At 64.5% G+C, this 24,861-nt stretch carries 22 protein-coding genes; 8 read left to right on the top strand and 14 right to left on the bottom strand.

The genetic code is table 11. The features are described from left to right. Positions 1-127: 127 nt before the first annotated feature. The 6 genes from ACMDCM_RS02000 to uvrC form a co-directional block, all read right to left on the bottom strand. Positions 128-1,555, bottom strand: coding sequence for an MATE family efflux transporter (locus ACMDCM_RS02000; protein ID WP_412772003.1), 1,428 nt, complete (start codon positions 1,553-1,555; stop codon positions 128-130). Positions 1,556-1,756: 201 nt separating this feature from the next. After that, entirely contained in the window at positions 1,757-2,767 is a 1,011-nt protein-coding gene (gene prmB / locus ACMDCM_RS01995; protein WP_412772002.1) for a 50S ribosomal protein L3 N(5)-glutamine methyltransferase, read from the bottom strand. Next, complete coding sequence (locus ACMDCM_RS01990) at positions 2,767-3,246, bottom strand: molybdenum cofactor biosynthesis protein MoaE (RefSeq protein WP_412772001.1); 480 nt, start codon at positions 3,244-3,246, stop codon at positions 2,767-2,769. Before ACMDCM_RS01990 ends, prmB begins: the two co-directional genes overlap by 1 nt. A gap of 21 nt (positions 3,247-3,267) precedes the next feature. After that, positions 3,268-3,519 (bottom strand): molybdopterin converting factor subunit 1, encoded by a 252-nt coding sequence (gene moaD / locus ACMDCM_RS01985; RefSeq protein ID WP_412772000.1) that lies wholly within the window; start codon positions 3,517-3,519, stop codon positions 3,268-3,270. Next, complete coding sequence (gene pgsA / locus ACMDCM_RS01980) at positions 3,516-4,133, bottom strand: CDP-diacylglycerol--glycerol-3-phosphate 3-phosphatidyltransferase (RefSeq protein ID WP_412771999.1); 618 nt, start codon at positions 4,131-4,133, stop codon at positions 3,516-3,518. Before pgsA ends, moaD begins: the two co-directional genes overlap by 4 nt. 136 nt (positions 4,134-4,269) lie before the next feature. Beyond that, the gene (gene uvrC, locus ACMDCM_RS01975) at positions 4,270-6,348 is read right to left on the bottom strand and encodes an excinuclease ABC subunit UvrC (RefSeq protein ID WP_412771998.1); all 2,079 of its coding nucleotides are present in this window, start codon (positions 6,346-6,348) and stop codon (positions 4,270-4,272) included. A 259-nt stretch (positions 6,349-6,607) separates the two neighbouring features. Here uvrC and ACMDCM_RS01970 point away from each other — a divergent pair, with 259 nt between their 5' ends. After that, entirely contained in the window at positions 6,608-7,228 is a 621-nt protein-coding gene (locus ACMDCM_RS01970) for an outer membrane protein (protein ID WP_412771997.1), read from the top strand. A 262-nt stretch (positions 7,229-7,490) separates the two neighbouring features. On the opposite strand, the gene ACMDCM_RS01965 is transcribed toward ACMDCM_RS01970, so the two are convergent. The 4 genes from ACMDCM_RS01965 to ACMDCM_RS01950 form a co-directional block, all read right to left on the bottom strand. After that, positions 7,491-7,706 carry a cold-shock protein gene (locus ACMDCM_RS01965; protein ID WP_412771996.1) on the bottom strand — a complete coding sequence of 72 codons (216 nt, stop codon included), beginning with the start codon at positions 7,704-7,706 and terminating at the stop codon, positions 7,491-7,493. A 256-nt stretch (positions 7,707-7,962) separates the two neighbouring features. Next, complete coding sequence (locus ACMDCM_RS01960; RefSeq protein ID WP_412771995.1) at positions 7,963-8,817, bottom strand: 23S rRNA (adenine(2030)-N(6))-methyltransferase RlmJ; 855 nt, start codon at positions 8,815-8,817, stop codon at positions 7,963-7,965. Between the two features lie 193 nt (positions 8,818-9,010). Continuing rightward, a complete protein-coding gene (locus ACMDCM_RS01955) occupies positions 9,011-9,703 on the bottom strand; it encodes a ribonuclease T2 family protein (protein WP_412771994.1) in 693 nt (230 codons plus the stop codon). Positions 9,704-9,889: 186 nt separating this feature from the next. After that, positions 9,890-10,345, bottom strand: coding sequence for a hypothetical protein (locus tag ACMDCM_RS01950; RefSeq protein WP_412771993.1), 456 nt, complete (start codon positions 10,343-10,345; stop codon positions 9,890-9,892). Between the two features lie 166 nt (positions 10,346-10,511). Here ACMDCM_RS01950 and ACMDCM_RS01945 point away from each other — a divergent pair, with 166 nt between their 5' ends. After that, positions 10,512-10,802, top strand: coding sequence for a hypothetical protein (locus tag ACMDCM_RS01945; protein ID WP_412771992.1), 291 nt, complete (start codon positions 10,512-10,514; stop codon positions 10,800-10,802). A 52-nt stretch (positions 10,803-10,854) separates the two neighbouring features. Further along, entirely contained in the window at positions 10,855-11,385 is a 531-nt protein-coding gene (locus tag ACMDCM_RS01940) for a DUF3617 domain-containing protein (protein ID WP_412771991.1), read from the top strand. 256 nt (positions 11,386-11,641) lie between these two features. On the opposite strand, the gene hisS is transcribed toward ACMDCM_RS01940, so the two are convergent. The 3 genes from hisS to ACMDCM_RS01925 form a co-directional block, all read right to left on the bottom strand. Next, positions 11,642-13,150: a histidine--tRNA ligase gene (gene hisS / locus ACMDCM_RS01935; protein WP_412771990.1), complete on the bottom strand. Its 1,509-nt coding sequence runs from the start codon at positions 13,148-13,150 to the stop codon at positions 11,642-11,644. A gap of 246 nt (positions 13,151-13,396) precedes the next feature. After that, positions 13,397-15,061: a TadG family pilus assembly protein gene (locus ACMDCM_RS01930; protein ID WP_412771989.1), complete on the bottom strand. Its 1,665-nt coding sequence runs from the start codon at positions 15,059-15,061 to the stop codon at positions 13,397-13,399. An 11-nt stretch (positions 15,062-15,072) separates the two neighbouring features. Further along, positions 15,073-15,516 carry a TadE/TadG family type IV pilus assembly protein gene (locus tag ACMDCM_RS01925; RefSeq protein WP_412771988.1) on the bottom strand — a complete coding sequence of 148 codons (444 nt, stop codon included), beginning with the start codon at positions 15,514-15,516 and terminating at the stop codon, positions 15,073-15,075. Between the two features lie 247 nt (positions 15,517-15,763). Here ACMDCM_RS01925 and aptA point away from each other — a divergent pair, with 247 nt between their 5' ends. The 3 genes from aptA to ACMDCM_RS01910 all read left to right on the top strand — a co-directional run bounded on the left by aptA (position 15,764) and on the right by ACMDCM_RS01910 (position 19,466). After that, entirely contained in the window at positions 15,764-17,101 is a 1,338-nt protein-coding gene (gene aptA, locus ACMDCM_RS01920) for an omega-aminotransferase AptA (RefSeq protein WP_412771987.1), read from the top strand. Positions 17,102-17,221: 120 nt separating this feature from the next. Then, positions 17,222-18,595 carry an EAL domain-containing protein gene (locus tag ACMDCM_RS01915; RefSeq protein ID WP_412771986.1) on the top strand — a complete coding sequence of 458 codons (1,374 nt, stop codon included), beginning with the start codon at positions 17,222-17,224 and terminating at the stop codon, positions 18,593-18,595. A 16-nt stretch (positions 18,596-18,611) separates the two neighbouring features. After that, a complete protein-coding gene (locus tag ACMDCM_RS01910) occupies positions 18,612-19,466 on the top strand; it encodes a TIGR01459 family HAD-type hydrolase (RefSeq protein WP_412771985.1) in 855 nt (284 codons plus the stop codon). 433 nt (positions 19,467-19,899) lie between these two features. Here the strand turns inward: ACMDCM_RS01910 and ACMDCM_RS01905 are convergent, their stop codons facing one another. After that, entirely contained in the window at positions 19,900-20,295 is a 396-nt protein-coding gene (locus ACMDCM_RS01905; protein WP_079447564.1) for a response regulator, read from the bottom strand. Between the two features lie 237 nt (positions 20,296-20,532). Between ACMDCM_RS01905 and ACMDCM_RS01900 the strand changes: the two genes are divergently transcribed. Together ACMDCM_RS01900 and ileS are read left to right on the top strand one after the other, a co-directional pair. After that, a complete protein-coding gene (locus ACMDCM_RS01900; protein ID WP_412771984.1) occupies positions 20,533-21,504 on the top strand; it encodes a bifunctional riboflavin kinase/FAD synthetase in 972 nt (323 codons plus the stop codon). Between the two features lie 292 nt (positions 21,505-21,796). Further along, on the top strand, positions 21,797-24,838 hold the full coding sequence (gene ileS, locus ACMDCM_RS01895; RefSeq protein ID WP_412771983.1) for an isoleucine--tRNA ligase: 3,042 nt from the start codon (positions 21,797-21,799) through the stop codon (positions 24,836-24,838). The last annotated feature ends 23 nt before the right edge of the window (positions 24,839-24,861 follow it).

The raw sequence follows: 24,861 nt of genomic DNA, 5'->3' as shown, positions 1-24,861 counted from the left end.
AGCGGGACTCTATGATTTTGATCTGACGCGTTTTCTTTACGCGAACCGGTCGCCACTTCGCTTGAAAACGCTCTAGCTTGGACAGCACCCACAGGCTCTCTTGACCATTTTGAATTGCCGGATGGATTCAAGCAGCCAGGATCTCGCGATATCGCATATCCTTTCGAGGCACCAGACCGAGCCGCTCACGTCTGATCCAGCGCGAGATCATCAGGATGGCCACGGCCGCGAGGCCCGACGCCAGGCCGATCCAGATGCCGGTGCCCTGAAATCCGAGCCTGAAGGCAAACAGCAGACTCAATGGCATGCCGAAGCCCCAGTAGCCAAGACCGGCATAGATCATCGGCACGCGGGTATCCTGCAAGCCGCGCAACATCCCCGCGCCCACCACCTGCGCACCGTCCGCAATCTGAAACACCGCCGCGCAGGTCAGAAACGACACCGCGAGCCCGACCACCTCGACATTCGCCGCATCGTTGACGTCGACGAACGCGCCGATCAGCCATCGCGGCGCGGCGATCATCAACACGCTGGTCGCGGTCATGAAGGCAATCGCCAGCGCGAACGAGGTCCATCCGGCGCGGGCGATCCCGTCGCGGTCGCCGGCGCCGTAAGCGCGGCCGACGCGCACCGTCGCCGCCTGCGACAGTCCCATCGGCACCATGAAGGAGACCGACGCGATCTGAATGGCAATGGCGTGAGCCGCGATCGAGGCCGTGCCGAACTGTCCCATCAGGAATACCGCGGCATTGAACACCGTGATCTCGAAAGCGAGCGCGGCGCCGATCGGCAGACCGACGCGCCACAGCATGACAAGACGCGGCCAGTCGGCGCGCCACCAGTTGCCGAACAGATGGAAGCGACGAAACTTGCGGCCAAAACTCGCCACCAGCACCAGCCCGACGAACAGGAAGGTGTTGGAGGATGTCGTCGCGATGCCGGACCCGCTCAGGCCGAGGGCCGGCAGACCAAGATGACCGAACACCAGCGCCCAGTTCGCGGCGATGTTGAACAGGATCGCGGCCGCGGTCACCAGCATGGCCGATAACGGCCGCTCCAGCGCGGCGAAGAACGAGCGCAGCGCGATAAAACCCAGCGTCGGCAACATGCCCCATTGCAATGCGCGCACGAACACCTGAGCATCCGACGCTAGCTGCGGTTCCTGATCGAACAGAATGAGGATCGCCTCGGTATGCCAGAGCACCAGCCAGCTCGGCACCGCAATCAGAACCGACGCCCATATCCCCTGCCGGAATGTCCGCCGTACGTCGCGCACCATATGCAGCTTGCGACCGAACGCCTCGGCCATCATCGGCGACGTCGCGGTGACGACGCCGATGCCGAAAATCAGGATCGCGAAATACAGGTTGACGCCAAGGGTTCCGGCGGCCAGCGCGGAGGGACCGACGCGGCCCAGCACGATGACATCGGTTGTCGTCAGCGCGATCTGCGCGAGATTGGTGAGAACCAGCGGCCAGCCAAGCGTCAGCGTCGCCCGGAATTCTCCGAGCCAGGAATCGCGCGACAGCGCGCTCTGGCGGGCGTCAAAAAGCATGGCGGCACAATCATCAAACACGGCAACTGGGCAGAAGAACGATATCAGGACGACGAAACCTCCGACGGTATTCGGCGGAGGTTTCGTGCGTCGTTCGCTGGATCGCCCTTAATTAAGTGAACTCCGGCGACTTTGCCAGAGACCGGAGGCGCGAGGCGATCTGCCGCGCCGACCGGCTGCCATGCGCACATAGTATCAATATCAGCAAAGCGCGGCCGCCTCGATCCAGAACACCTCGCCTTCGGACTCCTCTGTGTCGAGCCAGAGCAAATCGGCACGAGGGTACGCCTTCCCGATCGCCGGCTTGCAGCGGCCGACCTCGCACAAAAGTCCGCCGCCGGACGCAAGGTGAGCTTTGGCGCCGTCGACGATCCGCCGCACAAGATCGATGCCGTCGGCGCCGCCGTCGAACGCCATCCTCGGCTCCGCAAGGCATTCGCGCGGCAGACCCGCCATGCCCTGCGCGTCCACATAGGGCGGGTTCGAGATGATGAGATCGTATCGCTTGCCACCGACCGCCGCGAACAGGTCGCCCTGCGCCAGCGTGATACGGTTTTCCAGACCGTGCTCGCGCACATTGCGCGCGGCGACCGCGAGCGCGTCTTCCGACAGATCGGCCGCATCGATCCTCGCATTCGGAAACGCGCGCGCGGCCAGAATGGCAAGGCATCCCGAGCCGGTGCAGAGATCGAGCACGCTGGTCACTGTTGCGGGATCGCGCAAGCGCAGCATATCGTCCCCGCCGAAATGCGAGTCCAGAAGCTCTCCGATGAACGAACGCGGCACGATCACGCGTTCGTCGACATGGAAAGGCAGCCCGCGCATATACATCCTGTTGACGAGGTAGGCGGCGGGCTTGCGGGTTGCGATGCGCTGCTCGACCCAGTCGAGGATGCGTTGGCCTGCCGCCTTCGGCACGCGCCGCGCGGCGTTCACCTCCACCTCGTCCGGATGCAGGCGCATGGCCTCGCCGACCAGGAACGCCGCCTCGGCGACCGGATCGGTGGTGCCATGCGCGAAGACGACGCGCGCACGTTTGAGCCTTGCAGCGGCGAAGCGAACATAGTCGAAAATCGTCGCGAGTTCGGGAGCGGCGGTCCGGACGGCGAAGGAGTCTACAGCTTTTGCCGGTGCCTGCGCCGGTCCGCTTTTTCTGGCTGAAGTACGGGTCGCGACCTTCGATCGTCCGCCGCGCGCGGCGGTCTTCGCCATCAGGACTTGGCCCAACGCGCTGCGGCGGTATCGTCGCGATCATGGGCGTCGACCCAACCGGCCCCGGAGGTACCCTCCTCGCGTTTCCAGAACGGCGCCCGCGTCTTGAGATAGTCCATCAGGAACTCGGCCGCATGAAAGGCCGCCTCACGATGCGACGACGCCGTCACCACGAGCACGATGTTTTCCCCAGGCACGATCCGGCCGAAACGGTGAATGACGGTGAGGCCGGTGAGCGGCCAGCGCGCCAGCGCCTCCTCGGCATGACGTGCGATCTCTTCCTCCGCCATGCCCGGATAATGTTCAAGCATCAGCGCGGCGATCGCATCACCGCCATCGCCACCAGCCTGGTCGCTTCTGCAGATGCCGCTGAAAGTCACGACCGCGCCGATATCGGTGCGGCCGCGCGACAGCGCCGCGACTTCCCGCGCGACGTCGAAGTCGGCTTCCTGCAGGCGAATGGTGACGGGAACGGTCATGGCGACGCCGCTTGTTACAGATCAGCCGCCGGTCATCGGCGGAAAGAACGCAATCTCGCGCGCGCCCGCGATGGCCGTGTCCTGCTTGACGTGCATCCGGTCGATCGCGGCGCGGATCACGTTCGGTTTGTCGAACGCATAAGCATATTCATCACCCCGCTGCGACAACCAGGCGATCAGATCGGCGACCGTCGCAACAGCCGGCGGCGGATCGAGCGCCTCCTCGGCCTTGCCGACCCGCTCACGCACCCAGGCGAAATACAGCACCTTCATTTTTCATCCTCCTTGATGACGTGGTGGATGCCGGCGCGGAAATAGTCCCACCCGGTATAGATGGTGAAGATCGCGGAGACCCACAACAGCAGAAGCCCGATCTGGGTCACGAACGGAAATATCAGATCGCCCGCTTCGCCCGCCAGCAGGAAACCGATCGCCACCAGTTGCACCGTGGTTTTCCACTTCGCGACCTTGGTCACGGGCACGCTGACGCGCAATCCCGCCAGATATTCGCGCAGTCCCGATACGAGAATCTCGCGACACAGGATCACGATCGCCGCCCACAGTGTCCAGCCGTGGATGATGCCGTCGGCGGCCAGCATCAGCAGGCAGGATGCAACCAGGAGCTTGTCGGCGATCGGATCGAGCATCTTGCCGAAGGCGGACTGCTGATCCCAGATTCGCGCATAATAGCCGTCGAGAAAATCGGTGATGCCCGCCGCGGCAAACACCCCCAACGCCACCCAGCGCAGCCGCAGCGGCCCGTCCATGATCGACTGCGCATAGACGCAGCCCACGACCACCGGGATCGCGGCAATCCGGGCATAGGTGAGAATATTCGGAAGCGACAGCATGTGCTTCGCAGTCGCCTGGCTGGTGGCAGTGTTCATTTCGTCTTACCAATACTGTCGTGGCGCGAACGTCAACCGGCCACACGGCGCAATTTGCCAGCTTCGCCTCAGCGGCAACCTGACCCGTTGATCTTTATACGAAAAAAGCTGCCGAACATTATAACAAATTCGATCTTCATGCCGGCCCAGGGTGAAAAAAATCGAAGATTCTGCGGGCGCTCTCAGCGCTGATGCCCGGAACCTTGCCAAGGTCCGTCACCGAGGCTCGCTCGATTTCCTTCAAGGTTCCAAAGTGATGCAGCAGCGCACGCTTGCGCGCCGGGCCGATGCCGGGAACCTCCTGCAGCCCGGCTTCACGGATATCCTTCTTACGGAGTTTTCGATGCGATCCTATGACAAATCGATGCGCTTCGTCGCGCAATCGCTGAATAAAATACAAAATGGGATCGCGTGGTTCGAGCTTGATGGCCGGGCGATCCGGGAGGAACAGGGTTTCGCGGCCCGCATCGCGGTCCGGTCCCTTGGCAACCGCCATCAGCGACACGCCGCTCAACCCGAGCGCATCGAAAATCCCGCGGACGGCATTGAGCTGGCCGAGGCCGCCGTCGATGATCACGAGATCCGGCCATTGCGGCACTGAATCCTTCTCCGATTCATCGGCCTTGTCCCGACCGGCAACTTTCTGCGTCAACAGCCTTTTGAAGCGGCGCTCCAACACCTCGCGCATCATCGCGTAGTCGTCGCCGGGCGTCAGGTTCCCGGAGCGGATGTTGAATTTGCGATACTGATTTTTCAGAAAGCCTTCCGGGCCTGCGACGATCATCGCCCCGACCGCGTTGGTGCCCTGGATGTGGCTGTTGTCGTAGACCTCGATGCGCCGCGGGCTATGCGGCAAACCCAGGGCGGCCGCCAAACCCTGCAACAGCCGCGACTGCGTCGCGGTATCGGCCAGCTTGCGGCCGAGCGCCTCGCGCGCATTGGTCAGCGCGTGCGCGACCAGCTCCTTCTTCTCGCCGCGCTGCGGCACCGCGACCGCAACCTTGTGACCGGCCTTGATCGACAAGGCATCGGCCAGCAACTCGCTCTCCTCGATCTGGTGCGACAGCAGGATCAGCTTCGGCGGCGGCTTGTCGTCGTAGAACTGGGCAAGGAAAGCGCCCAGCACCTCCTCCGGGGTGAACGATTTTTCCGCACGCGGAAAATAGGCGCGGTTGCCCCAGTTCTGTCCGGTGCGGAAGAAAAACACCTCGACGCAGGAATAGCCGCCGTCCTGATGGATCGCGAACACGTCGGCCTCCTCCACCGTGCGGGGGTTGATGCCCTGCTGCGACTGGATCGCCGACAGAGCGGCAAGCCGGTCGCGATAGAGCGCCGCACGCTCGAAGGCGAGGTCGTTTGAAGCCTGCTCCATCGCGCGGGCGAGGTCCTCCTTCACGGCGCGGCTGCGGCCGGACAGGAAGTCCGTCGCCTCGCGCACCAACGCCGTATAGCCCGGGAAATCGATCTCGCCGGTGCAAGGACCGGAGCAGCGCTTGATCTGATACAAAAGACACGGCCGCGTCCGGCTTTCGAAGAACGAGTCGGTGCAGGAGCGCACCAGGAACGCGCGCTGCAGCGCGGTGATGGTGCGGCCGACCGCGCCGGCGGACGCGAACGGTCCGAAATAGCGACCCGGCCGCGACTGCGCGCCGCGATGCTTGAGGATCTGCGGCGCCCAGTGATCGCCGGTGATCAGGATATAGGGAAACGACTTGTCGTCGCGCAATTGCACGTTGAAGCGCGGCCGCAATTGCTTGATCAGGTTCGCTTCGAGCAGCAGCGCCTCGGTTTCCGTCCCCGTCGATATGATCTCGACAGCGCACGTCGCCGCGATCATGCGCGCGATGCGCATCACCTGGCCCGTCGGCCGCGCATAGGACGACAGGCGCTTTCGCACGTTCTTGGCCTTGCCGACATAGAGCACGTCGTGCGCGGCATTCATCATGCGGTAGACGCCCGGCGAAGTGGGCGCATGGCGGACGGCGCGCGCGATCGCCGCGCGGCCGACCGCGAGCGGGCCCTCCGCGATACCGTCAGCCGGCTCGTCCGGAATGTCGGGCAGCCGCTCCTCGTCGTCCTCCTCCGTCTCGATCACGGTCGCCGGATCGACATCCGGCCCGGTCGCCTGCCCCTCCTGCTGCGGCATGTCCGCGCCGGAACCAGGCGGTTGTCCGGCTCTGGCCGGTTTGGCGGGATCGGAGGAATCGGTCGTCATGAATACCAGTTAAGCGATGAAACCCACCGATGCCAGCGACGGCGGATGGACCGGCGTGCAAAGACAGCGCCGCCGATTACCGGCGCCGCCACGGCGGTAACACTTTTTTAAGAACAAGAGACGGCCGGGGCGCCGCCTTAAGAGCCGCTTAACTTAAAACTTTCGATAAATCCTACGCACGATGTTTCGAAATTCGTAACCGTACGGATTGGCTCGCGGCGTTGCGACGGGAACGACGGCAAGGGGTTGGAGAGTCGAGATGAGCAGAATAACGATCGCAGCATTGGCAGCCGTGGCGTCGACGGCGCTGATCGGCACCGCGCAGGCCGCGGATTTCTCTTACCGCTCGCCCTACACGGTCAATCAACCGCTCAATGCCTTTAGCTGGGCGGGTCCCTATCTCGGCGGCAACCTCGGTTATGCCTGGGGCAGCGTCCAGAACAGCGCCACGAAGCCGGACGGCGTATTCGGCGGCGTCCAGGCCGGCTACAACTGGCAGAGCGGGCCGCTGGTGTTCGGCCTCGAAGGCGACCTCGAGGCGAGCGGCGCCGACGATACCTTTGCGCCGTGGAAATTCTCCAATCCCTGGTTCGGCACGGCGCGCGGCCGCCTCGGCTACGCCTTCAACAACGTCCTGGTCTATGGCACCGGCGGTCTCGCCTTCGGCGAACTGCGCGCCGAAACCTTCGGCCTGTCGGAATCCCACGCCAATGCGGGCTGGACGCTGGGCGTCGGCGCCGAATTCGGCATCTACCAGAACTGGACCGCGAAGGTTGAATATCTCTACGTCGACCTGTCGAGCAGCAACTTCTCGATCACCGGCGCTCCCAACAGCTATCAGTTCGGACTGGTCCGCGCGGGCGTGAACTATCATTTCTGACGCGTTTCGCGATTTGCGTTTGACGGAACGAACCGATTCGTCATGGCCTGGCTTGTCCCGGCAATCACGTCTTTCCTGTAGAGCCGGACGCAAAGGCGTGGATGTCCGCAACAAGTGCGGGCATGACGGACGCGGGCGGCGCGTTCAATCAGACATAAGCCGCTTCAAACTCCGGGCCCCCACGGCCGGGATTTTTTGCGTGACGGAAAACGCCACGGTTCACGCGCCTCGCAGAACGAACGCCGCGCGGCGCGGGCTCCGGTCAGGACGACATCACGAGATTGACCGCCTTGGGGCCCTTGCCCTTCTTGTCCGGCTCGATCTCGAATGTGACGCGTTGTCCTTCGGACAACTCCTTCAATCCGGCCTGTTCCACAGCCGTGATATGAACGAAGACGTCGCGGCCGCCATCGTCGGGCTTGATAAAGCCGTAGCCGCGCTCCCCGTTGAAGAACTTGACCGTTCCAGTCATGGCCATCGGCAAAACTCCTCTCGCCGCATTGCATTCGCCGCCGCGCCCCCGCGCATCGACGAGACCTGACATTCACTCCGGACGATGCCGCCGTCGCGATCATCGCCAGCCGTCAACCTGTTTCGACCGGGCATACATCCGAGGCATCGTCACCCGGCCGTCTCCATCGACGAACGCGGAACGTATAGCCAAGCCGCAGTGGCGGCAGCTTAATACGGTTCCTGGCGAACTGACTACGAGGAAATTGAAGCCTGCGATCTGCTCAACCCCAGGCCGCCTCCAGCCTGAACCGCGCGGCACCGCCCTGCCCCAGCGGCTTCTCCAGTTCGGGCAGGATGGCCTTGAGCTCGGATCTCAACGTCCATGGCGGATTGACGATCAGGAGCCCGGCCGAGGTGAGCGGCCCGTCCGGGGTCTGCGGCGCGACGCTGAATTCCAATCGCAAGCATTTGTCCGCGTCGCCACCGGCCGCGACGCCGACCCTGTGGGCAAGATCGTCCGCGGGCCGGCGTCTTTTCGCCGGGTACCACATCAGGTAACAGCCGGTCGGCCATTTCGCGAAGGCGCCCGCGAATCCGGAAGCGAGCCGTTCGAACTCATCCTTTTGCTCGAACGGCGGATCGATCAGCACCAGCCCGCGCCGCTCCTTTGGCGGCACGAAAGCGGAGAGCGCCATCCAGCCGTCGAGATCGACCACGTTGGCCTGGGTGTCGCGGCGCAGCGCTGCGATCAGATGCTTGCGGGCGACGGGTTCGAGTTCGCAAGCCACCAGACGATCCTGCGGCCGCAGCAACGCGCGCGCGATCAGCGGCGACCCCGGATAGGATCGCAGGCCGCGCTGCGGATTGAAGGCCCTGACGATATCGAGATAGGGCGCGACCAACGGACCGGCGGCGTCCGAAAACCGAGCCTGCATCAGCCGCGCGATTCCGGTCAGCCACTCGCCGCCGCGCGCCGCTTCAGCACCGGAGAGGTCGTAAACGCCGGCGCCGGCATGGGTGTCGATGACGCGGAACGCCGCCGGCTTCCCGTGCAGATAGGTCAGGATGCGGACCAGCACGATATGCTTGACGACGTCGGCGAAGTTTCCGGCATGGAAGGCGTGGCGGTAGTTCATGGGCGATGGATTCTTTGGTGCTGGTCGAATCAATCCCGTCATGCCCGGACCTGATCCGGCAATCCCTCTCTCGAAAAGAAGATGGATTGCCGGCACAGGCAAGCGGAAGCGACGCCGTTCTTCGAACGGCCATGCCCGGCAATGACGTCATATTGCCGGCGGCGATGCAACACGCGTCCAAGCGAGCGAAATATTATCCTCCGCGCATCGGCGGCAGCACGACCTGGTCCTTGCGGCAGGCACGGCGGTCGATTTCCTCGCAAGCGCGGAACTGCAGATCCTTGTTCATGCAGATCCGCACCTCGCTGAGCCGGGTCCGGTCGCAGATCACCGCGATCGCCGAATGACTGAGTCCGGGATTGTCCTTGATGAAAGCGTTCTCGATATCGTCGGGAGCAATGCTCTTCGGCGCGGCGAGATGGAGGAACTCCGCGGGAATCTTCACGGCGGCGCGGGCTTTGCGGACGGTCTCGAAATAGGCCTGCGCACCGAGGCCCGAGCAGGTGCCGTGCTTGTCCCACTCGCTGTAGATCAGGCCGGGGGCAGGCATCAGATCCAGCATCGAACTCATGATACGACGATCGAGCCGCGGTGCAGGACGCTGGCAATAATCGGGGAAGCCGTGCTCGTATTGCGGCCAGAGGCCGTGCACAACGAAAGAGTACGGCCGCCCGCCACATTGGCTCTGCTGCGACCGACTGGTGTTGCCGCGCTCGGCCGCAGCCGCACAGAACGACGGCGACCACGACAGCGACAACACATAGAAGTCGAACGCACCCGGCGCGTTCTGGCGACTGTCCTGCGCCGTCGCGTCGCCCGTCCACCCCGTCAGCGGGATCAGCCACGACAGAACAGCCGCGGCCGCCGCGCGAGACACCGAGTTCATGACGTCCAACCCCCAGCCCGGCCGGAGAGTCCGGCCAACACAGATATCGGCCCACCATAGCGGACCGAAGCGGCCGGGAAAACTCCATAGCGTCTTCGAGCGAAGCGGATGCCGGTTCGCGTAAAGAAAACGCGTCAAAACAAAAAGCTGGAGCCCGGCCTTGATTCCATCAAGGCCGGAATGCCTCTAAGGCTGCGCCGCGCGGCAACCCGGGTTGTAGGCCCAGTTGCGGTCGAGGCCGACCACGCACCACTCGACGCCCTGCCCGATGCCGGCAAATCCGCCATCCTCGATGATCGAATAATACACGGTGCGGATCCTGCCGTCGCTGACCATCGCATCGGCGGCGCAGTAGCGGCGCGGGATATTGTCGGACTGCCGAGGCCGGAACGCGGTTTCGTGGACGCCGCCATAGGCCGTGATTCGCAGCGGAGAATTCCAGAAGGTGCTTTCCTTCTCCCAGAACTCCGATGTGATGATCGGCAGCGCGGCCTCGCAACTCGCCACCCGTCCCTCGTAGCCCGGCCCGAACACAGGGAAATTGACCGCCTGCGCGACCGGCAGGCCGCCAAACAGTCCCAACGCTGCGCCAAGTGCCACGCCGAGGCCGGCTTTCGTCAATGATGTGATAAGGTTGCGCATGGGGAGCATCCGCAGGTGATCCGAGGCTCGAGACGGTGCCGCGAAGCCCGCGCAAGGTCAAGTGCTGTGCGGCCACACCCGCCGCCTAACTCCATATCGCCGGCCTGTCGTTCTTTTCATGGGCCGCGCGGCGTTCTAGAGTTGACCGGCAACGATGGAGACCACGATGCGATTGATCGGAGCGGCTTTGCTGACGGCGATGACAGGCGCGCTGGTTTGCGGACCGGCACGGGCCGACTGGGTACCGCCGGTCAAGGGTAACGACACCGGCGGGATCATCTCCTATTCGCTGGCCGGGACCGCCGACGTCCGCGTGATCGCGCTCGATCACTGCGCGCGCTACGGCAAGGTGGCGAAGTTCCTCGGCGTCCAGGCCTATCCGGGCGGCTACATCTCGTTCGCCTGCCGCTGGGTGCCCTATGGCCCCGACCAGCCTCCGCTGCGGACCCGTTACTGAGCCGGTCTCCGATCCTATGTTTGCGAGCCCCGATCTTTTGACGGAGTCTGCGATGCGACGGTCTCTTCGATTCTCGATTTCCTTGCTGCCGCTGCTGCTTTTCTGCGCGGCGCCGGCATCGGCGGACGTGCAATTGCCGCTGCGCAAGGCCGGGCTATGGGACATCAAGGTCGACCACGACGGCGCCAAGATGCCGGCCGTGACGATCCAGCAATGCACCAGCGAAGCCGTGGACCGCGAGTTCACCTCGGAATTCGCCCCTTCCGCCAGGCAGAACTGCTCGAAGACCGACGTCCGGAAAACGGCAACCGGGTACGTCATGGATTCGGTCTGCACCATGGCCGGCGCGACCGTGACGTCGCATGCCGAAACCTCGGGCGATTTCAACTCCGCCTATACGGTGAACGTCACCTCGCGCAGCGAGGGCGGCAGGTTCGGAACCCGCGACAGCAAGATCACCATGGCGGCGACATGGACCGGCCCCTGCAAGGAAGGTCAGAGGCCCGGCGATGTCGTCATGCCCGGCGGCTTCAAGATGAACATGCGCGACCTCGAAAAATTCAAGTCGATGGCGCCGAAGTAGCGCACGCGCGCCCTTCCTCTCGCCTTGCGGGGGAACGGTCCCTGGCTTTTGCTCGACCTTCCGACGTCATGGCCGGGCATAGCCGTTCGAAGAACGGCGTCGCTTCGCTCGCCTATAGCCGTTCGAAGAACGGCGTCGCTTCGCTCGCCTATAGCCGTTCGAAGAACGGCGTCGCTTCGCTCGCCTATGGGACCCCGGCCATCCACGTCTTTCTCTGTCAGGTCTTCACATCCAGCAAGGTGGACGCCCGGCACGATCACCCCCACTTCACATCGTGCTTATCAAGAATCTTGCGCACCTCCGCGACGAGATCGCTTTCGCCGACCTCGATCTGCGCCTCGGCCTGCTTCTTCAGATACTCGGTGCGATCCTCGATCGAGGTCAGCCCGGCGCCCGCGATCAGGTCCTTGATCTGGACCTTGCCGTTGGCCTTTTCGTCGCTGCCCTGAATGATCGCGCACGGCGAATGGCGCTTGTCGGCGTATTTCATCTGCTGGCCGAGCGAATGTTTGGGATTGCCGAGATACAGCTCGGCGCGGATTCCCGCATTGCGCAGGTCCGACACCATTTTCTGGTAGCCCGCGATGTCGCCGCCGAACACGGTGACGACTACCGGCCCTGCTTGCGGCCTGGTGTCCAGCTTGCCGAGCATCGTGAGCGCAGCCTGCAGCCGCGACACGCCGATGGAGAAGCCTGTTGCAGGCACCGGCTCGCCGCGGAAGCGCGAGACGAGGCCGTCATAGCGCCCGCCACCGCCGACCGAGCCGAACCGCACCGGGCGGCCCTTCTCGTCTTTGGTCTCGAGCAGAAGCTCAACTTCGTAGACCGGGCCGGTGTAGTATTCGAGGCCACGCACGACGGAGGGATCGATGCGGATGCGGTCTTCCTTGTACCCCGCCGAGTACAGAAGTTTTGCAATTTCTTCCAATTCTTGAACACCGGTTTGGTGGGTTGCTGTCTCGTCCGCCGACCCGCGAATACTATCCAGCGTCTGCTCGTTCGTGTCGCTATTACGTCGCAGGCGGCTCAAGATTTTTTCCGCCTGCTCGTCTATTAAACCAGCGCCCTTAGTGAAATCACCCGACGGGTCCTTGCGACCAATAGTCAACAGCAGATGAACGTCCAATTCGGTAAATTTATCGAGCTTGTCGATCGCGCGCAAAATTGTAAGGCGCGTTTGTGCGTGTTCATCACCGCCAAGGCTTAAGCCTTCAAGAGTGCCGTCGAGCACCTTGCGGTTGTTCACCTTCACCACATACTGCCCGCGCGGGATGCCGAGCGCCTCCATGGTGTCGGCGGCCATCATGCACATCTCGGCGTCGGCGGCGGGCGACGCGCTGCCGACCGTATCGGCGTCGAACTGCATGAACTGGCGGAAGCGTCCCGGTCCGGGCTTCTCGTTGCGGAACACGTAGCCCGCGCGATAGCTGCGATAGGGCAGCGCGAGATTCTGGAAATTCTCCGCGACGTAACGCGCGAGCGGCGCGGTGAGATCGTAGCGCAAGCTGATCCACTGCTCGTCGTCGTCCTGGAAGGAGAACACGCCCTCGTTCGGCCGGTCCTGATCGGGCAGGAATTTGCCGAGCGCATCGGTGTATTCCATCGCGGGTGTTTCCACCGGCTCGAAGCCGTAGCGCTCATAGACCGCGCGGATCTTGTCGGTCATCGCGCGGGTGGCGGCAATCGCGGCGGGGCCGCGATCCTCCAGCCCGCGCGGCAGGCGGGCGCGAAGTTTCTGCGGCTTTTTCGGTTTCTTGTCGGACATGACTTCACACCGGCGATTGTTGACAATTAGCACCTGTGTAAATTGTCAACGAACAGCGCAGGGGTTAGCAGCCGAAGCGCGGGCGGGCAAGGCAGAAGCCTCAATACGTCATGGCCGGGCCCAGCCGTTCGAAGAACGGCGTCGCTTCCGCTCGCCTATGTCCCGGCCAGCTCCTTGCTGATCACCCTCAAGACGTGGCTGCCCGGCACAAGGCCGGGCATGACGATGACAGCATTCCCACCGATTTCAATTCACCAGCACCGCGCCGTCGCAGCGGATGCCTGAGACCCACACATCCGCCTGCCCGATGCCGACGCCGAGCGTCGCCAGAACCTGCGCCAGCACCTGATCGATCGACGCTGTGGCGCCGCCGATGATTCCCGTCACGGCCGGCCCGAGGCCGGGGACCGGCAGGCCCAGCGGCCCGACATTGACCTTGAGCGAGAGATCGCCGAGCAGGCTCGCGGTCAGCGACGAGGTGAAATCCGTGGTCGTCACGGTCTTCTTGGTCTGCGCGGCGATGTCGGCATAACTGAAGGTCACCGGTGTCGGCGTGGTGTTTCCCATGCCGGCATGGGCGCGGCCGGTCACGGTGACCGCGCCGAGATTGACCAGCGTCGCCGCGCCCGGATCGGGCTTGCTGGTGAAGTTGGTCATGTCAGCCATTGAGACGTTGCCGATCCAGGCATCGACGACGCCGGGGGTGACGCCGAGGACGACGCTGGAAGCCGTGACATCCGGACGTCCGCAACTCACGTTATCGAGCGTTGCGGTCCCGGACGCGATCTCGACATAGACCGGCAAATTGACGGCCGACACCGCGCCGCTGCCGAGCAGCCTGATCGTCACCAGGACCCGCGTCTGCGCGGTATGAACGCTTGCGCCTTCGGTCCCCACCGTCATCCAGCTTCTGCCTTGCGGATGCTCGCCGATCGTCGCCACGACCGAGACGGCGGCGATGCCGGGCAGGCCGAAATCGACCGAAGCCGCGATCTGGTTGGCGCCGTTGGCGATCGCGCCCGTCGCCGACAGCAGGTCGAACAGCGACGCGCTGACGCCGGTTTTCGGTTTCGAGCCGACCGTCATCGCCGAATAGGGGCCGACGTCGATCAGCTTCCCCGGCACGATCGTGGTGGTCAGCCCGGCGAGCGCCAGCGAGATGTTCGACAGCGCCGTCGTCGCGGCGTTCAAGCCGTTCGCCGCCTGCTGCGCGCTCAACATGGCCGCAACGATGTCGGCGACCTTCACGTCGCCCGACAGCACCGAGTCGTAGGTGCCGCCTGTCAGGTCGAGCCGCGTCGCCAGCGCGTTCAAGAAATCGAAGGCATCGATGTGGGCGTCGATCAACGCCTGATAGTCCATCGCCGACAGCGACAGCGTCGTCCCCAACATGGGACCGAGCATCGCATTGAGCAGGCCGCCGTTGAGCGCGAGCAGACGCGAGCCGATCGCGAACGAGGCGAGCGCGGTGCTCGCAGCCGTCGCTCTGGTCGTGATGTCGAAGTGGCTGCGTCCTCCGGTAAACATGCGCGCGAAATAGAGCGGAGTTTCGGTGCGCAGCGTCACCCGCGCCGCATTGGCGACCCCGGTCGCGGGCGTGACGAAGCGCGCCTGCGGCGCTAGCGCGGCATCCGGCGTGTAGCTGCCGAGTTCGACCGACACCAGTGCGCTCGCCGGATAGCCGTTGGCTGTCACGGTGGCGGCGGCCGCGCTCTCGGCCTTGCCGAGGTTGCCGGCGGCGACGATGGCCGCAAGGTCCGCCGCGCTCTGCGACTTGCGGCGGTCGGCATAGATCGAACCGACGTCGACGCCGAGCGCGGCGCAGCCGATCACCAGCACCATGCACGCGGCCCCCAGGGTCGCGAAATTGCCGCGCGTATCCGAGACAAAGCGCCGAAGCAGGTTTTGCATCGTGCGTCTCCTCAAAAGCCGCCGAACGGGATCGCCGCCGAGCGAGCGATGGTCGACGGCGGCGACGGCACGAACGGCAGCGTGTAGATGAAATTGCCCGAGGCGTCGTAATTGACGGTAACGATGAAGACGTCGCTGCCCGAGATCGCCGCGCTCACCGTGAGATGGCTCGGCTGCAACAGCGGATAGGACCCGGCGTTCGCGGTGACGTAATTTTCGGCAAGGCTGACGCGCTCGCTCTCGCTCAGGCCCGCGACCGAGCAGCGCGCCGCCTCGGCGGCGAGCTGCTGCACGCTGTGCACCATGGTGAGGTAGGCGCCGAACACGACGATGCCGAACACCAGTACCAGGAACAGCGGCAGCAGCATCGCGAACTCGACCGCGGATGCCCCATGGGAGCCGCGCGCAAAGCGTCGAAGGTCAAAAAAATCCGGACGTGGTGCGAAGCCTGTCATGCGGCGTACTAAGCCACACAACCATTAAGTGTAAATGAACGTATCATATACTAAAGATGGTATATACGTGCGCGGACGGTTCTCCGGCTCCAGAGCCGCCGCAGCCGCGCGCGCCGCGGACGCTCCGAGCACGATTCGCGCAACGTTCGGGCGCACATGGCTCGATGCGGCAAACCGCATTTCGCAGCCTTGCAAAAAAGGGTTAGGCTGCCGCCAAACATGCCGAGCCGAAAAGAAGAGGCCTCCGATGCTAGACAAGAGCCCCGCCCCGCCCGCGCCGAACGATCTGGCCGCGTTCTGGATGCCGTTCACCGCCAACCGCGCCTTCAAGGCGGCGCCTCGGCTGATCGCCGGCGCCAAGGGCATGCACTACTTCTCAACCGACGGCCGCAAGATCATCGACGGCGCCGCCGGCATGTGGTGCTGCAATGCCGGCCACGGCCGCGCGGAAATCGCGTCGGCGATCGGCAGGCAGGCCGAGGCGCTGGACTTCGCGCCGCCGTTCCAGTTCGGCATTCCGCAGGCGTTCGAGCTTGCGAACCGCGTCGCCGCGCTGGCGCCGAAGGGCCTCGATCACGTGTTCTTCTGCAATTCTGGTTCGGAGGCCGCCGACACCGCGCTGAAGATCGCGCTGGCCTATCACCAGATCAACGGCCAGGGCAGCCGCATCCGCCTGATCGGCCGCGAGCGCGGCTATCACGGCGTCGGCTTCGGCGGCACCTCGGTCGGCGGCATCGTCAGCAACCGCAAGATGTTCGGCTCGCTGCTGACCGGCGTCGACCATCTGCAATCCACCTACGACCGCGACAAGCAGGCGTTCAGCAAGGGCGAGCCTGATTACGGCGCGCATTTCGCCGACGAACTGGAACGCCTCGTCGGCCTGCACGGCGCCAACACCATCGCCGCCGTTATCGTCGAGCCGATGGCGGGATCGACCGGCGTGCTTCCCTCGCCCAAGGGCTACCTCGAGCGGCTGCGCGAGATCACCCGGAAGCACGGCATCCTCCTGATCTTCGACGAGGTCATCACCGGCTTCGGCCGGCTCGGCTACCCGTTCGCCGCCGAGCGCTACGGCGTGCTGCCGGACATGATCACATTTGCGAAAGGAGTCACCAACGGCGCGGCTCCGATGGGCGGCGTACTGGTGCGCGATACCGTCTTTGAGGCCTTCATGGCCGGACCGCCGAACGCCGTGGAACTGTTCCACGGCTACACCTATTCGGCGCACCCGCTGGCTTGCGCCGCCGGCCTCGCCACCCTCGACATCTATCGCGACGAAAAACTGTTCGAGCGCGCCAGGGACCTGGAGCCGACATTCGCGGACGCGGTGATGAGCCTGCGCAACGAGCCCAATGTGGTGGACATCCGCACCGTCGGGATCACGGCGGGCATCGATCTCGCGCCCAACCAGAACGGGCCCGGCGACCGCGGTTTCGCCGCGCTCCGAAGCGGGTTTCATGACCACGACGTGATGATGCGAATCGCCGGCGACACGCTGGCGCTGACCCCGCCGCTGATCGTCAGCGACGACCAGATCGGCGAGATCATCGACAAGGTCGCCAGGGTGATTCGCGCCGTCGCCTGAGCGATTGGTCCGATTCCGGCGGAAAAGGTAGAAGACTGTCCGCCGAATCACCAATAATGGTAGTGTGACGGTCCGAAAGCGCCGGAAATCATCCGGCGGCGGGAGCCTTTATCGCGCCAGATGATCCGTATCTCCACGATTTTCGTTGCCGTCTGCATGGTGCTGGTCTCGGGCTCGCTCGGCCTCGTGCTCTATTCGCTGACGAACCTGCGCGCGTCTGAAGCCGCCGTCGTGGCGCTGGCCGCCCTGACCTTCCTCATTCTCTACAACGCGGTGTCGACGCGGATGCGCGACCGCAGCGACGTCGACGGCCAGATCGCAGATCTGTCGCAGGGCATCGCCGACCTCGCCCGTCAGGTCGGCGAGTTCGGGCGGCGCCTCGCGGCGGTCGAGAGCAGGACGGTCTCCCCCAATTCCGCCGCGCACGACCGCATTCAATCGGGACTCCAGTCCGCGCTCGGGGAAATCAGCGAGCTTGGCGGGCTGGTCAGGCAGCTCGCGGCCTCGGTTGCCGTCCATGAGGACATGCTGGCGGCGCTGCCGCCGGCTGCCCCGCCGCAGACGGTCGACCCCCCGCCTCCGATATGGGTTGCGGCGCCTGCTCCCGCCCGGCCGGCCGGAACGAGTTCCACGCCAAACCGCAACGACACGCCCGTCCTGACGACGATCAAGGACGCCATCGAGGCCAACAGCATCGACATCTTCCTGCAGCCGATCGTCACGCTTCCACAGCGCAAGACGCGCTACTACGAAGCCGTGGTGCGGCTGCGCGATGCCAGCGGAGCACCTCTTGCCGCCGGCGATTTCATTCCCGCCGCCGAAGCGGCCGGTCTGATGGGACGCATCGACAACATGGTGATCGCGCGCTGCGCGGAGGTGCTGCGCCGGCTTCAGCAGCGCAACAAGGATGCCGCCCTGTTCTGCAACGTCGCCGCGGCGACGCTTGGCAATCGCGCCGCGTTCGCGAAGTGTCTCGAATTTCTGGAGGCCAATCGCGCCCTGGCGCCTTCGCTGATCCTCGAATTCAGGCACAGCACGCTGCGCGGTCTCGGCGCCACCGAAAGCGAGCACCTCGCCGCACTGGCGCAGCGCGGCTACCGGTTCTCCATCGACCATGTGAACGACCTGCGCATGGAGCCGCGCGAACTGGCCGACCGCGGCGTCCGCTTCATCAAGGTGCCGGCCTCGCTCCTTCTGGACCAGAAACGAATGGCGGCCTCCGATATCCATCCGGCCGACATTTCCGATCTGCTCGGACGGTTCGGCATCGACCTGATCGCGGAACGGATCGAAGACGAACGGGCTGTGGTCGATCTGCTCGACTACGAGGTCCGCTTCGGCCAGGGTTTCCTGTTCGCCGCGCCCCGGCCGCTGCGTCCGGATGCGGCCGCAAGCCCAGCCGACAAGACGAAGGCCGGCGCAATCAAGTCCGACTATCAGCCCCGCCTGACCGGCGCCGCCGCACTGGTGCGCCGCGCCGGCGGCGCAGCCTGAAAGCATCCGTTCCGAGATGAGGGCCCTTCGTTACGTCGACCACCTGCGCGACCTCGCGGCCGGAAGGGACGTGGTGCTCAGCGACATCTGGGGCGTGGTTCACAACGGTCTCGTGTCGTTTCCCGAGGCCTGCGCGGCGCTGAAAACGTTCCGTGACAAGGGCGGCGCCGTCATCCTCATCACCAACGCGCCGCGCCCGGCCGACGCCGTGCAGCGGCAATTGCGCAAGTTCGGCGTGCCCGACGACACCTACGACGCCATCGCTTCGTCAGGCGATCTGGCGCGCAACTACGTCGCCGAGCATCGGGGCAAGGCGGTTTACTGGCTCGGCCCCGAGCGCGACAGCTCGATCTATCGCGGCCTCGACCCGGTGCTCGCGCCGATCGAGCACGCCGACTACATCGTCTGCACCGGCCCGTTCGACGACGAGACCGAAACCGCCGAGGACTATCGCACCCTGCTGATGCAGGCGCGCGAGCGCAGGCTGCCGTTGATCTGCGCCAACCCCGATATCGTCGTCGAAAGCGGAGACCGGCTGCTCTATTGCGCCGGCGCCATCGCCGAACTCTATCGCGAGCTGGGCGGCGAGGTAATCTTTTACGGCAAGCCGCACCGGCCGATCTACGAACGCGCGATGGCGCTGGCGCGGGAACGGCGCGGCAAGGATACGCAGCTCGACCGGGTGCTCGCGATCGGCGATTCCGTGCGTACGGACCTGACGGGCGCGCACGCTTTCGGCATCGACCTGCTGTTTTTGACGCGCGGCATCCATTCCGAGGAATTCGCCGGCGTCGACCAGCTCGATCCGGCCTCGGTCAAGGAATTGTTCGGCCATCCGCCGCTGGCGCTGATGCGCGAACTGAAGTGGTAGGGACTTGCTTCTGAGAGACTTCTCGGTGAACGCTGCGATTTCCGTTCGTCATGGCCGGCCATAGCGCGTCGAAGACGCGCGTAAACGCGCTTTCGGCCGTTCGAAGAACGGCGTTCTGTCGAACGCCTATGGTCCCGGCCATCCACGTCTTTCTTGCTGAACCACCGCCAGAGCAAATTCATATTTAGATGGAAACGCATCAGCGGGCACAGCGAACTCCCTCTCCCACGGGGAGAGGGTCGGGGTGAGGGGGTGAAGCCTCGCGAGTTTACCCCCTCACCCGGCACTGCGTGCCGACCTCTCCCCATCGGGGAGAGGTAAAGAAGATCGACATTCCGATAAGACGTGGATGCCCGTGACAAGCACGGGCATGACGGACACCATATCGTCGGAGCAGGAATCGAAACGACGTCAGCTCGAAACCCGCCGGCGATTACGCCGGGACGTTGTCGGGGAACACCGCTTCGATCTTGTTCTTCAGCGTCGCCGCGTTGAACGGCTTGACGATGTAGTTGTTCACCCCGGCCTTCTTGGCGGCGATGACGTTCTCCGTCTTCGACTCCGCCGTAATCATGATGAACGGCGTCATCGCGAGATTGGCGTCGGCGCGAACTTCCTTGAGAAGATCGTAGCCGGTCATCGGTTCCATGTTCCAGTCGGAAATCACCAGACCGTATTTCTTGGTGCGCATCTTGTTCAGCGCCGCCGACCCGTCGCTGGCATCGTCGATGTTCTCGAACCCAAGCTGCTTGAGAAGATTTCGGATGATGCGGATCATGGTGTTGTAGTCGTCTACCACCAGAACCGACATTGACAAATCAACCGCCATGCTGAGCCCCCCTGCACGTCACGTTCTATGTGTGAGGAATCGTCGAAGCCCGCCGGAGCGAGCGATCCTGGAGGACAGCATCCGGTGTTGGCCGGTCCTGACCTCGGGGTCGGTCCTCATGCTTATCACCAGCCGTTAAACAGGGTGTTAACTGGACGCGGATTCCGACGGACCGCGCGCGAAAGCCGGCGAGCCGCGCTTGACTTCACGCGGTCCCCCACACATCAACGAACGGTAATGACCTCCCGATTTATCATCATCCGCGACGCCGCCCCTGCCAAAACGATCCCAAAAGGGTCGGTGGTGGCGATGGGCAATTTCGACGGCGTTCACCTCGGCCATCGCGCGGTGATCTCGGCGGCGCTTCAGATGGCCCGTTCCCGCAACAGGCCGGCCCTTGCGGTCACCTTCGAGCCGCATCCGCGAAAGTTCTTCAGCCCGAACACCCAGCAATTCCGCCTGACCGACGAGACCAGCAAGCTGCGGCTGCTGGCTGGAGCGGGCCTCGCCGGGGCCGTGGTCATGACCTTCGACGCCGCGCGAGCGGGCACCACGGCGCAGGATTTCATTCACCATGATCTGATTGATCGCCTCGGCGTCAGCGGCATCGCCGTCGGATACGATTTCCATTTCGGCAAGGGCCGGGTCGGTTCGCCCAGCCTTTTGGCGAGCGAGGCGACGCGCTTCGGCATCGAGGTCGACGTGCAGCCCCATATCGACATCGATGAGCGGCCCGTGTCGTCCAGCGCGATCCGCATGGCGCTGGCGGAGGGCCAGATCGCGGACGCCACCGCCATGCTCGGCGGACCCTGGTTCGTGACCGGCGAGGTGATCCATGGCGACAAGCGCGGCGCGGGGCTCGGCTATCCCACCGCCAATATCCGCCTCGACAAGGATTGCGGCCTCAGGCACGGCGTCTACGCCGTGCGGGTCGGTCGGGGGATGGAGCGCTTCGACGGCGTCGCGAGCTTCGGCCGCCGCCCGACCTTCGACAACGGCGCGCCGCTGCTCGAAGTGTTCCTGTTCGACTTCACGGGCGACCTCTACGGGACCACGCTGGACGCGGCCTTCATCGGCTTCATCCGTGACGAGCTGAAATTCGACAGCGTCAAGGCGCTGGTGCGCCGGATGGACGGCGATGCGGCCGTCGCACGGGCGATGCTCGCGGCCGCGCCCGACGCGTTTCCGAAACTCGGCGCCATCGGGTAATGCCCCGAGCAGGCCGGCGGCGCGAACCCCGAAATCTCGTTCACGAATTATCGTTGAATGTTGGGATTCCGGATCGCCGACGGCGCGGCGTCCGGAACGACCGGAAAGGTTTTTCGACCTTTGCGCTCCCCCCGGCCGCCTGCTATGGAAAAGCCCATGTTCGCGCGGCGCACCATACGGATTAGCAGCCCGGCTTCCGCCTGAGCCCTGGCTCAAGCGCAAGACCGGGACCGTTCCAGTTCATTCGCTATCCCCCGCGTTTTCGCGCCCTTTGAGCCAAGCCAGAGCCTTCATGTCCGACAAGCCCCAGACGACCGCCACCCCCGACTATTCCAAAACCCTCTACCTGCCGCAGACGGACTTTCCGATGCGCGCCGGACTGCCGCAGCGCGAGCCGGAGATTCTGGCGCGCTGGAACGAGATCGATCTTTACGAGCAACTCCGCAAGCGCGCGAAGGGGCGGCCGAAATTCGTGCTGCATGACGGCCCGCCTTACGCCAACGGGCATATCCATATCGGCCATGCGCTCAACAAGATCCTCAAGGACGTCGTGACCAAAAGCCAGCAGATGCTGGGACACGATTCCAATTACGTGCCGGGCTGGGACTGCCACGGCCTGCCGATCGAATGGAAGATCGAGGAGGAGAACTACCGCTCCAAGGGCAAGGCGAAGCCGAACTTCAAGGAGCCGGCCGCGATGGTCGCGTTCCGCAAGGAATGCCGCGCCTATGCCGCGCACTGGCTGAACGTGCAGCGCGAGGAGTTTAAGCGCCTCGGCATCATCGGCGACTGGGAGCATCCCTACGCCACCATGACCTATCCGGCCGAAGCACAGATCGCGCGCGAACTGATGACGTTCGCCGCCAACGGCACGCTCTATCGCGGCTCCAAGCCGGTGATGTGGAGCGTGGTCGAGAAGACCGCGCTGGCGGAGGCCGAGGTCGAATACGAGGACCACACCTCGGATACGGTGTGGGTGAAGTTTCCGGTGACCTCGCCGGCGCACGGCGCGCTGGCGCAGGCGAGCGTTGTGATCTGGACCACGACGCCGTGGACGCTGCCGGGCAATCGCGCCATCAGCTTCTCGAACAAGATCGCCTACGGTCTTTACAAGGTCACCGATGCGCCCGCCGACAATTGGGCAAAAACAGGCGATCTTCTGATGCTCGCCGACAAACTCGCCGCCGACGTCTTCAAGCAGGCGCGCGTCACGGCCTACGAGAAGGTCCGCGACATTCCCGCCGATACGCTGGATGCGGTGGAATGCGCGCACCCGCTGAAAGGCCTGTCCGGCGGCTACGACTTCACCGTGCCGCTGTTGGCAGGCGATCACGTCACCGACGATACCGGCACCGGCTTCGTCCATACCGCGCCGGGACATGGCCGCGAGGACTTCGACATCTGGACTCACAATGCGCGCGAGCTTGAGGCGCGCGGCATCTCGACCGCGATTCCCTACACCGTCGACGAGAACGGCGCGCTGACGGCGCAGGCGCCCGGCTTCGAAGGCAAGCGCGTCCTCGACGACAAGGGCGACAAGGGCGACGCCAACGAGGCGGTCATCAAGGTGCTGGTCGCGCGCAACATGCTGCTCGCGCGCGGACGGCTGAAACACCAGTACCCGCATTCGTGGCGCTCGAAGAAGCCGGTGATCTTCCGCAACACGCCGCAATGGTTCATCGCGATGGACAGGGAGATCCTCTCCCCTCCCCCCGCGAGCGGGGCGAGTGGTGGGGAGGGAGGCAACACCCTCCACGCGAAACCCGGCGACACCCTCCGCGCCCGCGCGCTGCACGCGATCTCGGTGACACGCTGGGTGCCGCCGGCCGGACAAAACCGCATCACCGGCATGATCGCCAACCGGCCGGATTGGGTGATCTCGCGCCAACGCGCCTGGGGCGTGCCGATCGCGCTGTTCTACAAGGAGCGCGGTGACGGCTCGGTCGACATCCTGCGCGACGAGGCCGTCAATCACCGCATCATCGAAGCCTTCAGCGAAGAAGGCGCGGACGCCTGGTACGCCGAGGGCGCGCGCGAACGCTTCCTCGGACCCCGCGCCAATGAGGACTGGCGCAAGGTCGACGACATCCTCGACGTCTGGTTCGATTCCGGCTCGACCCATGCCTTCGTGCTGGAGGATCGCCAGCACTTCCCGCAGCTCGGCCACATCGTCCGCACGATCGACGGCGGCCGCGATACCGTGATGTATCTGGAAGGCAGCGACCAGCATCGCGGCTGGTTTCACTCCTCGCTTCTGGAAAGCTGCGGCACGCGGGGCCGCGCGCCTTACGACGTGGTGCTGACGCACGGCTTCACGCTCGACGAGAACGGCCGCAAGATGTCGAAGTCGCTCGGCAATACGGTCGATCCGCAGAAGGTCATCAAGGAGTCCGGCGCCGACATCCTGCGGCTGTGGGTCTGCGCCACCGACTACGCCGACGATCAGCGCATCGGCCCCGAGATTCTCAAGAACACCATCGAGACCTACCGCAAGCTGCGCAACACCATCCGCTGGATGCTCGGCACGCTGCATCACTTCGATCGCGCCGACGCGGTCGCGGTCGCCGACATGCCCGAGCTGGAACGGTTGATGCTGCACCAGTTGGCGGCACAGAGCGAGGTGGTGCGCAAGGCTTACGCGGCTTTCGATTACAAGATCGTGATCGCAAGTCTCGCGGCCTTCATGAACACCGAACTCTCGGCGTTCTATTTCGATATCCGCAAAGATACGCTGTATTGCGATCCGCCGTCGTCGGCGGCGCGCAAGGCGGCGCTGACGACGATCGATCTGCTGTGCGACTCGATCCTGAAATGGCTGGCGCCGGTGCTGTCGTTCACAACCGAGGAAGCGTGGCGGCTGTATCGTCCGGACGCGGAGCCGTCTGTGCATCTGACGACGTTCCCCGAGAGTTTCGACGATTTCCGCGACGATGCTTTGGCCGCGAAGTGGGAGACCATCCGCGCGGTGCGCAGCGTCGTCACCGGCGCGCTGGAACTCGAACGCGCCGCCAAGCGGATCGGCTCCTCGCTGGAAGCCTCGCCGATCGTCTATGTCGCCGACCGCGCGATGCTCGGCACGTTGTTCGACGTCGACCTCGCCGAGGTCTGCATCACCTCGAACTATGAGGTGCGCGAGGGCGATGCGCCGGCCGACGCGTTCCGTCTGCCGAACGTCCAGGGCGTCGCCGTGGTGGTCGAGAAAGCTGCGGGCACCAAGTGCGCCCGGTCGTGGAAGATCCTGCCGAGCGTCGGGGACGACAAGGAGTATCCCGACGTATCGCCGCGCGACGCGCAGGCGCTGCGCGAATGGAAGGCGCTGGGGGTGAACGCGTGACGATCGCGCTTTCCGACCCTCTC

It is taken from the genome of Nitrobacter sp. (assembly GCF_047149785.1).
Lineage (GTDB): Bacteria > Pseudomonadota > Alphaproteobacteria > Rhizobiales > Xanthobacteraceae > Nitrobacter.
The sequence above is the reverse complement of the archived record's forward strand: the minus strand, read 5'-3'. Positions and strand labels throughout refer to the sequence as shown.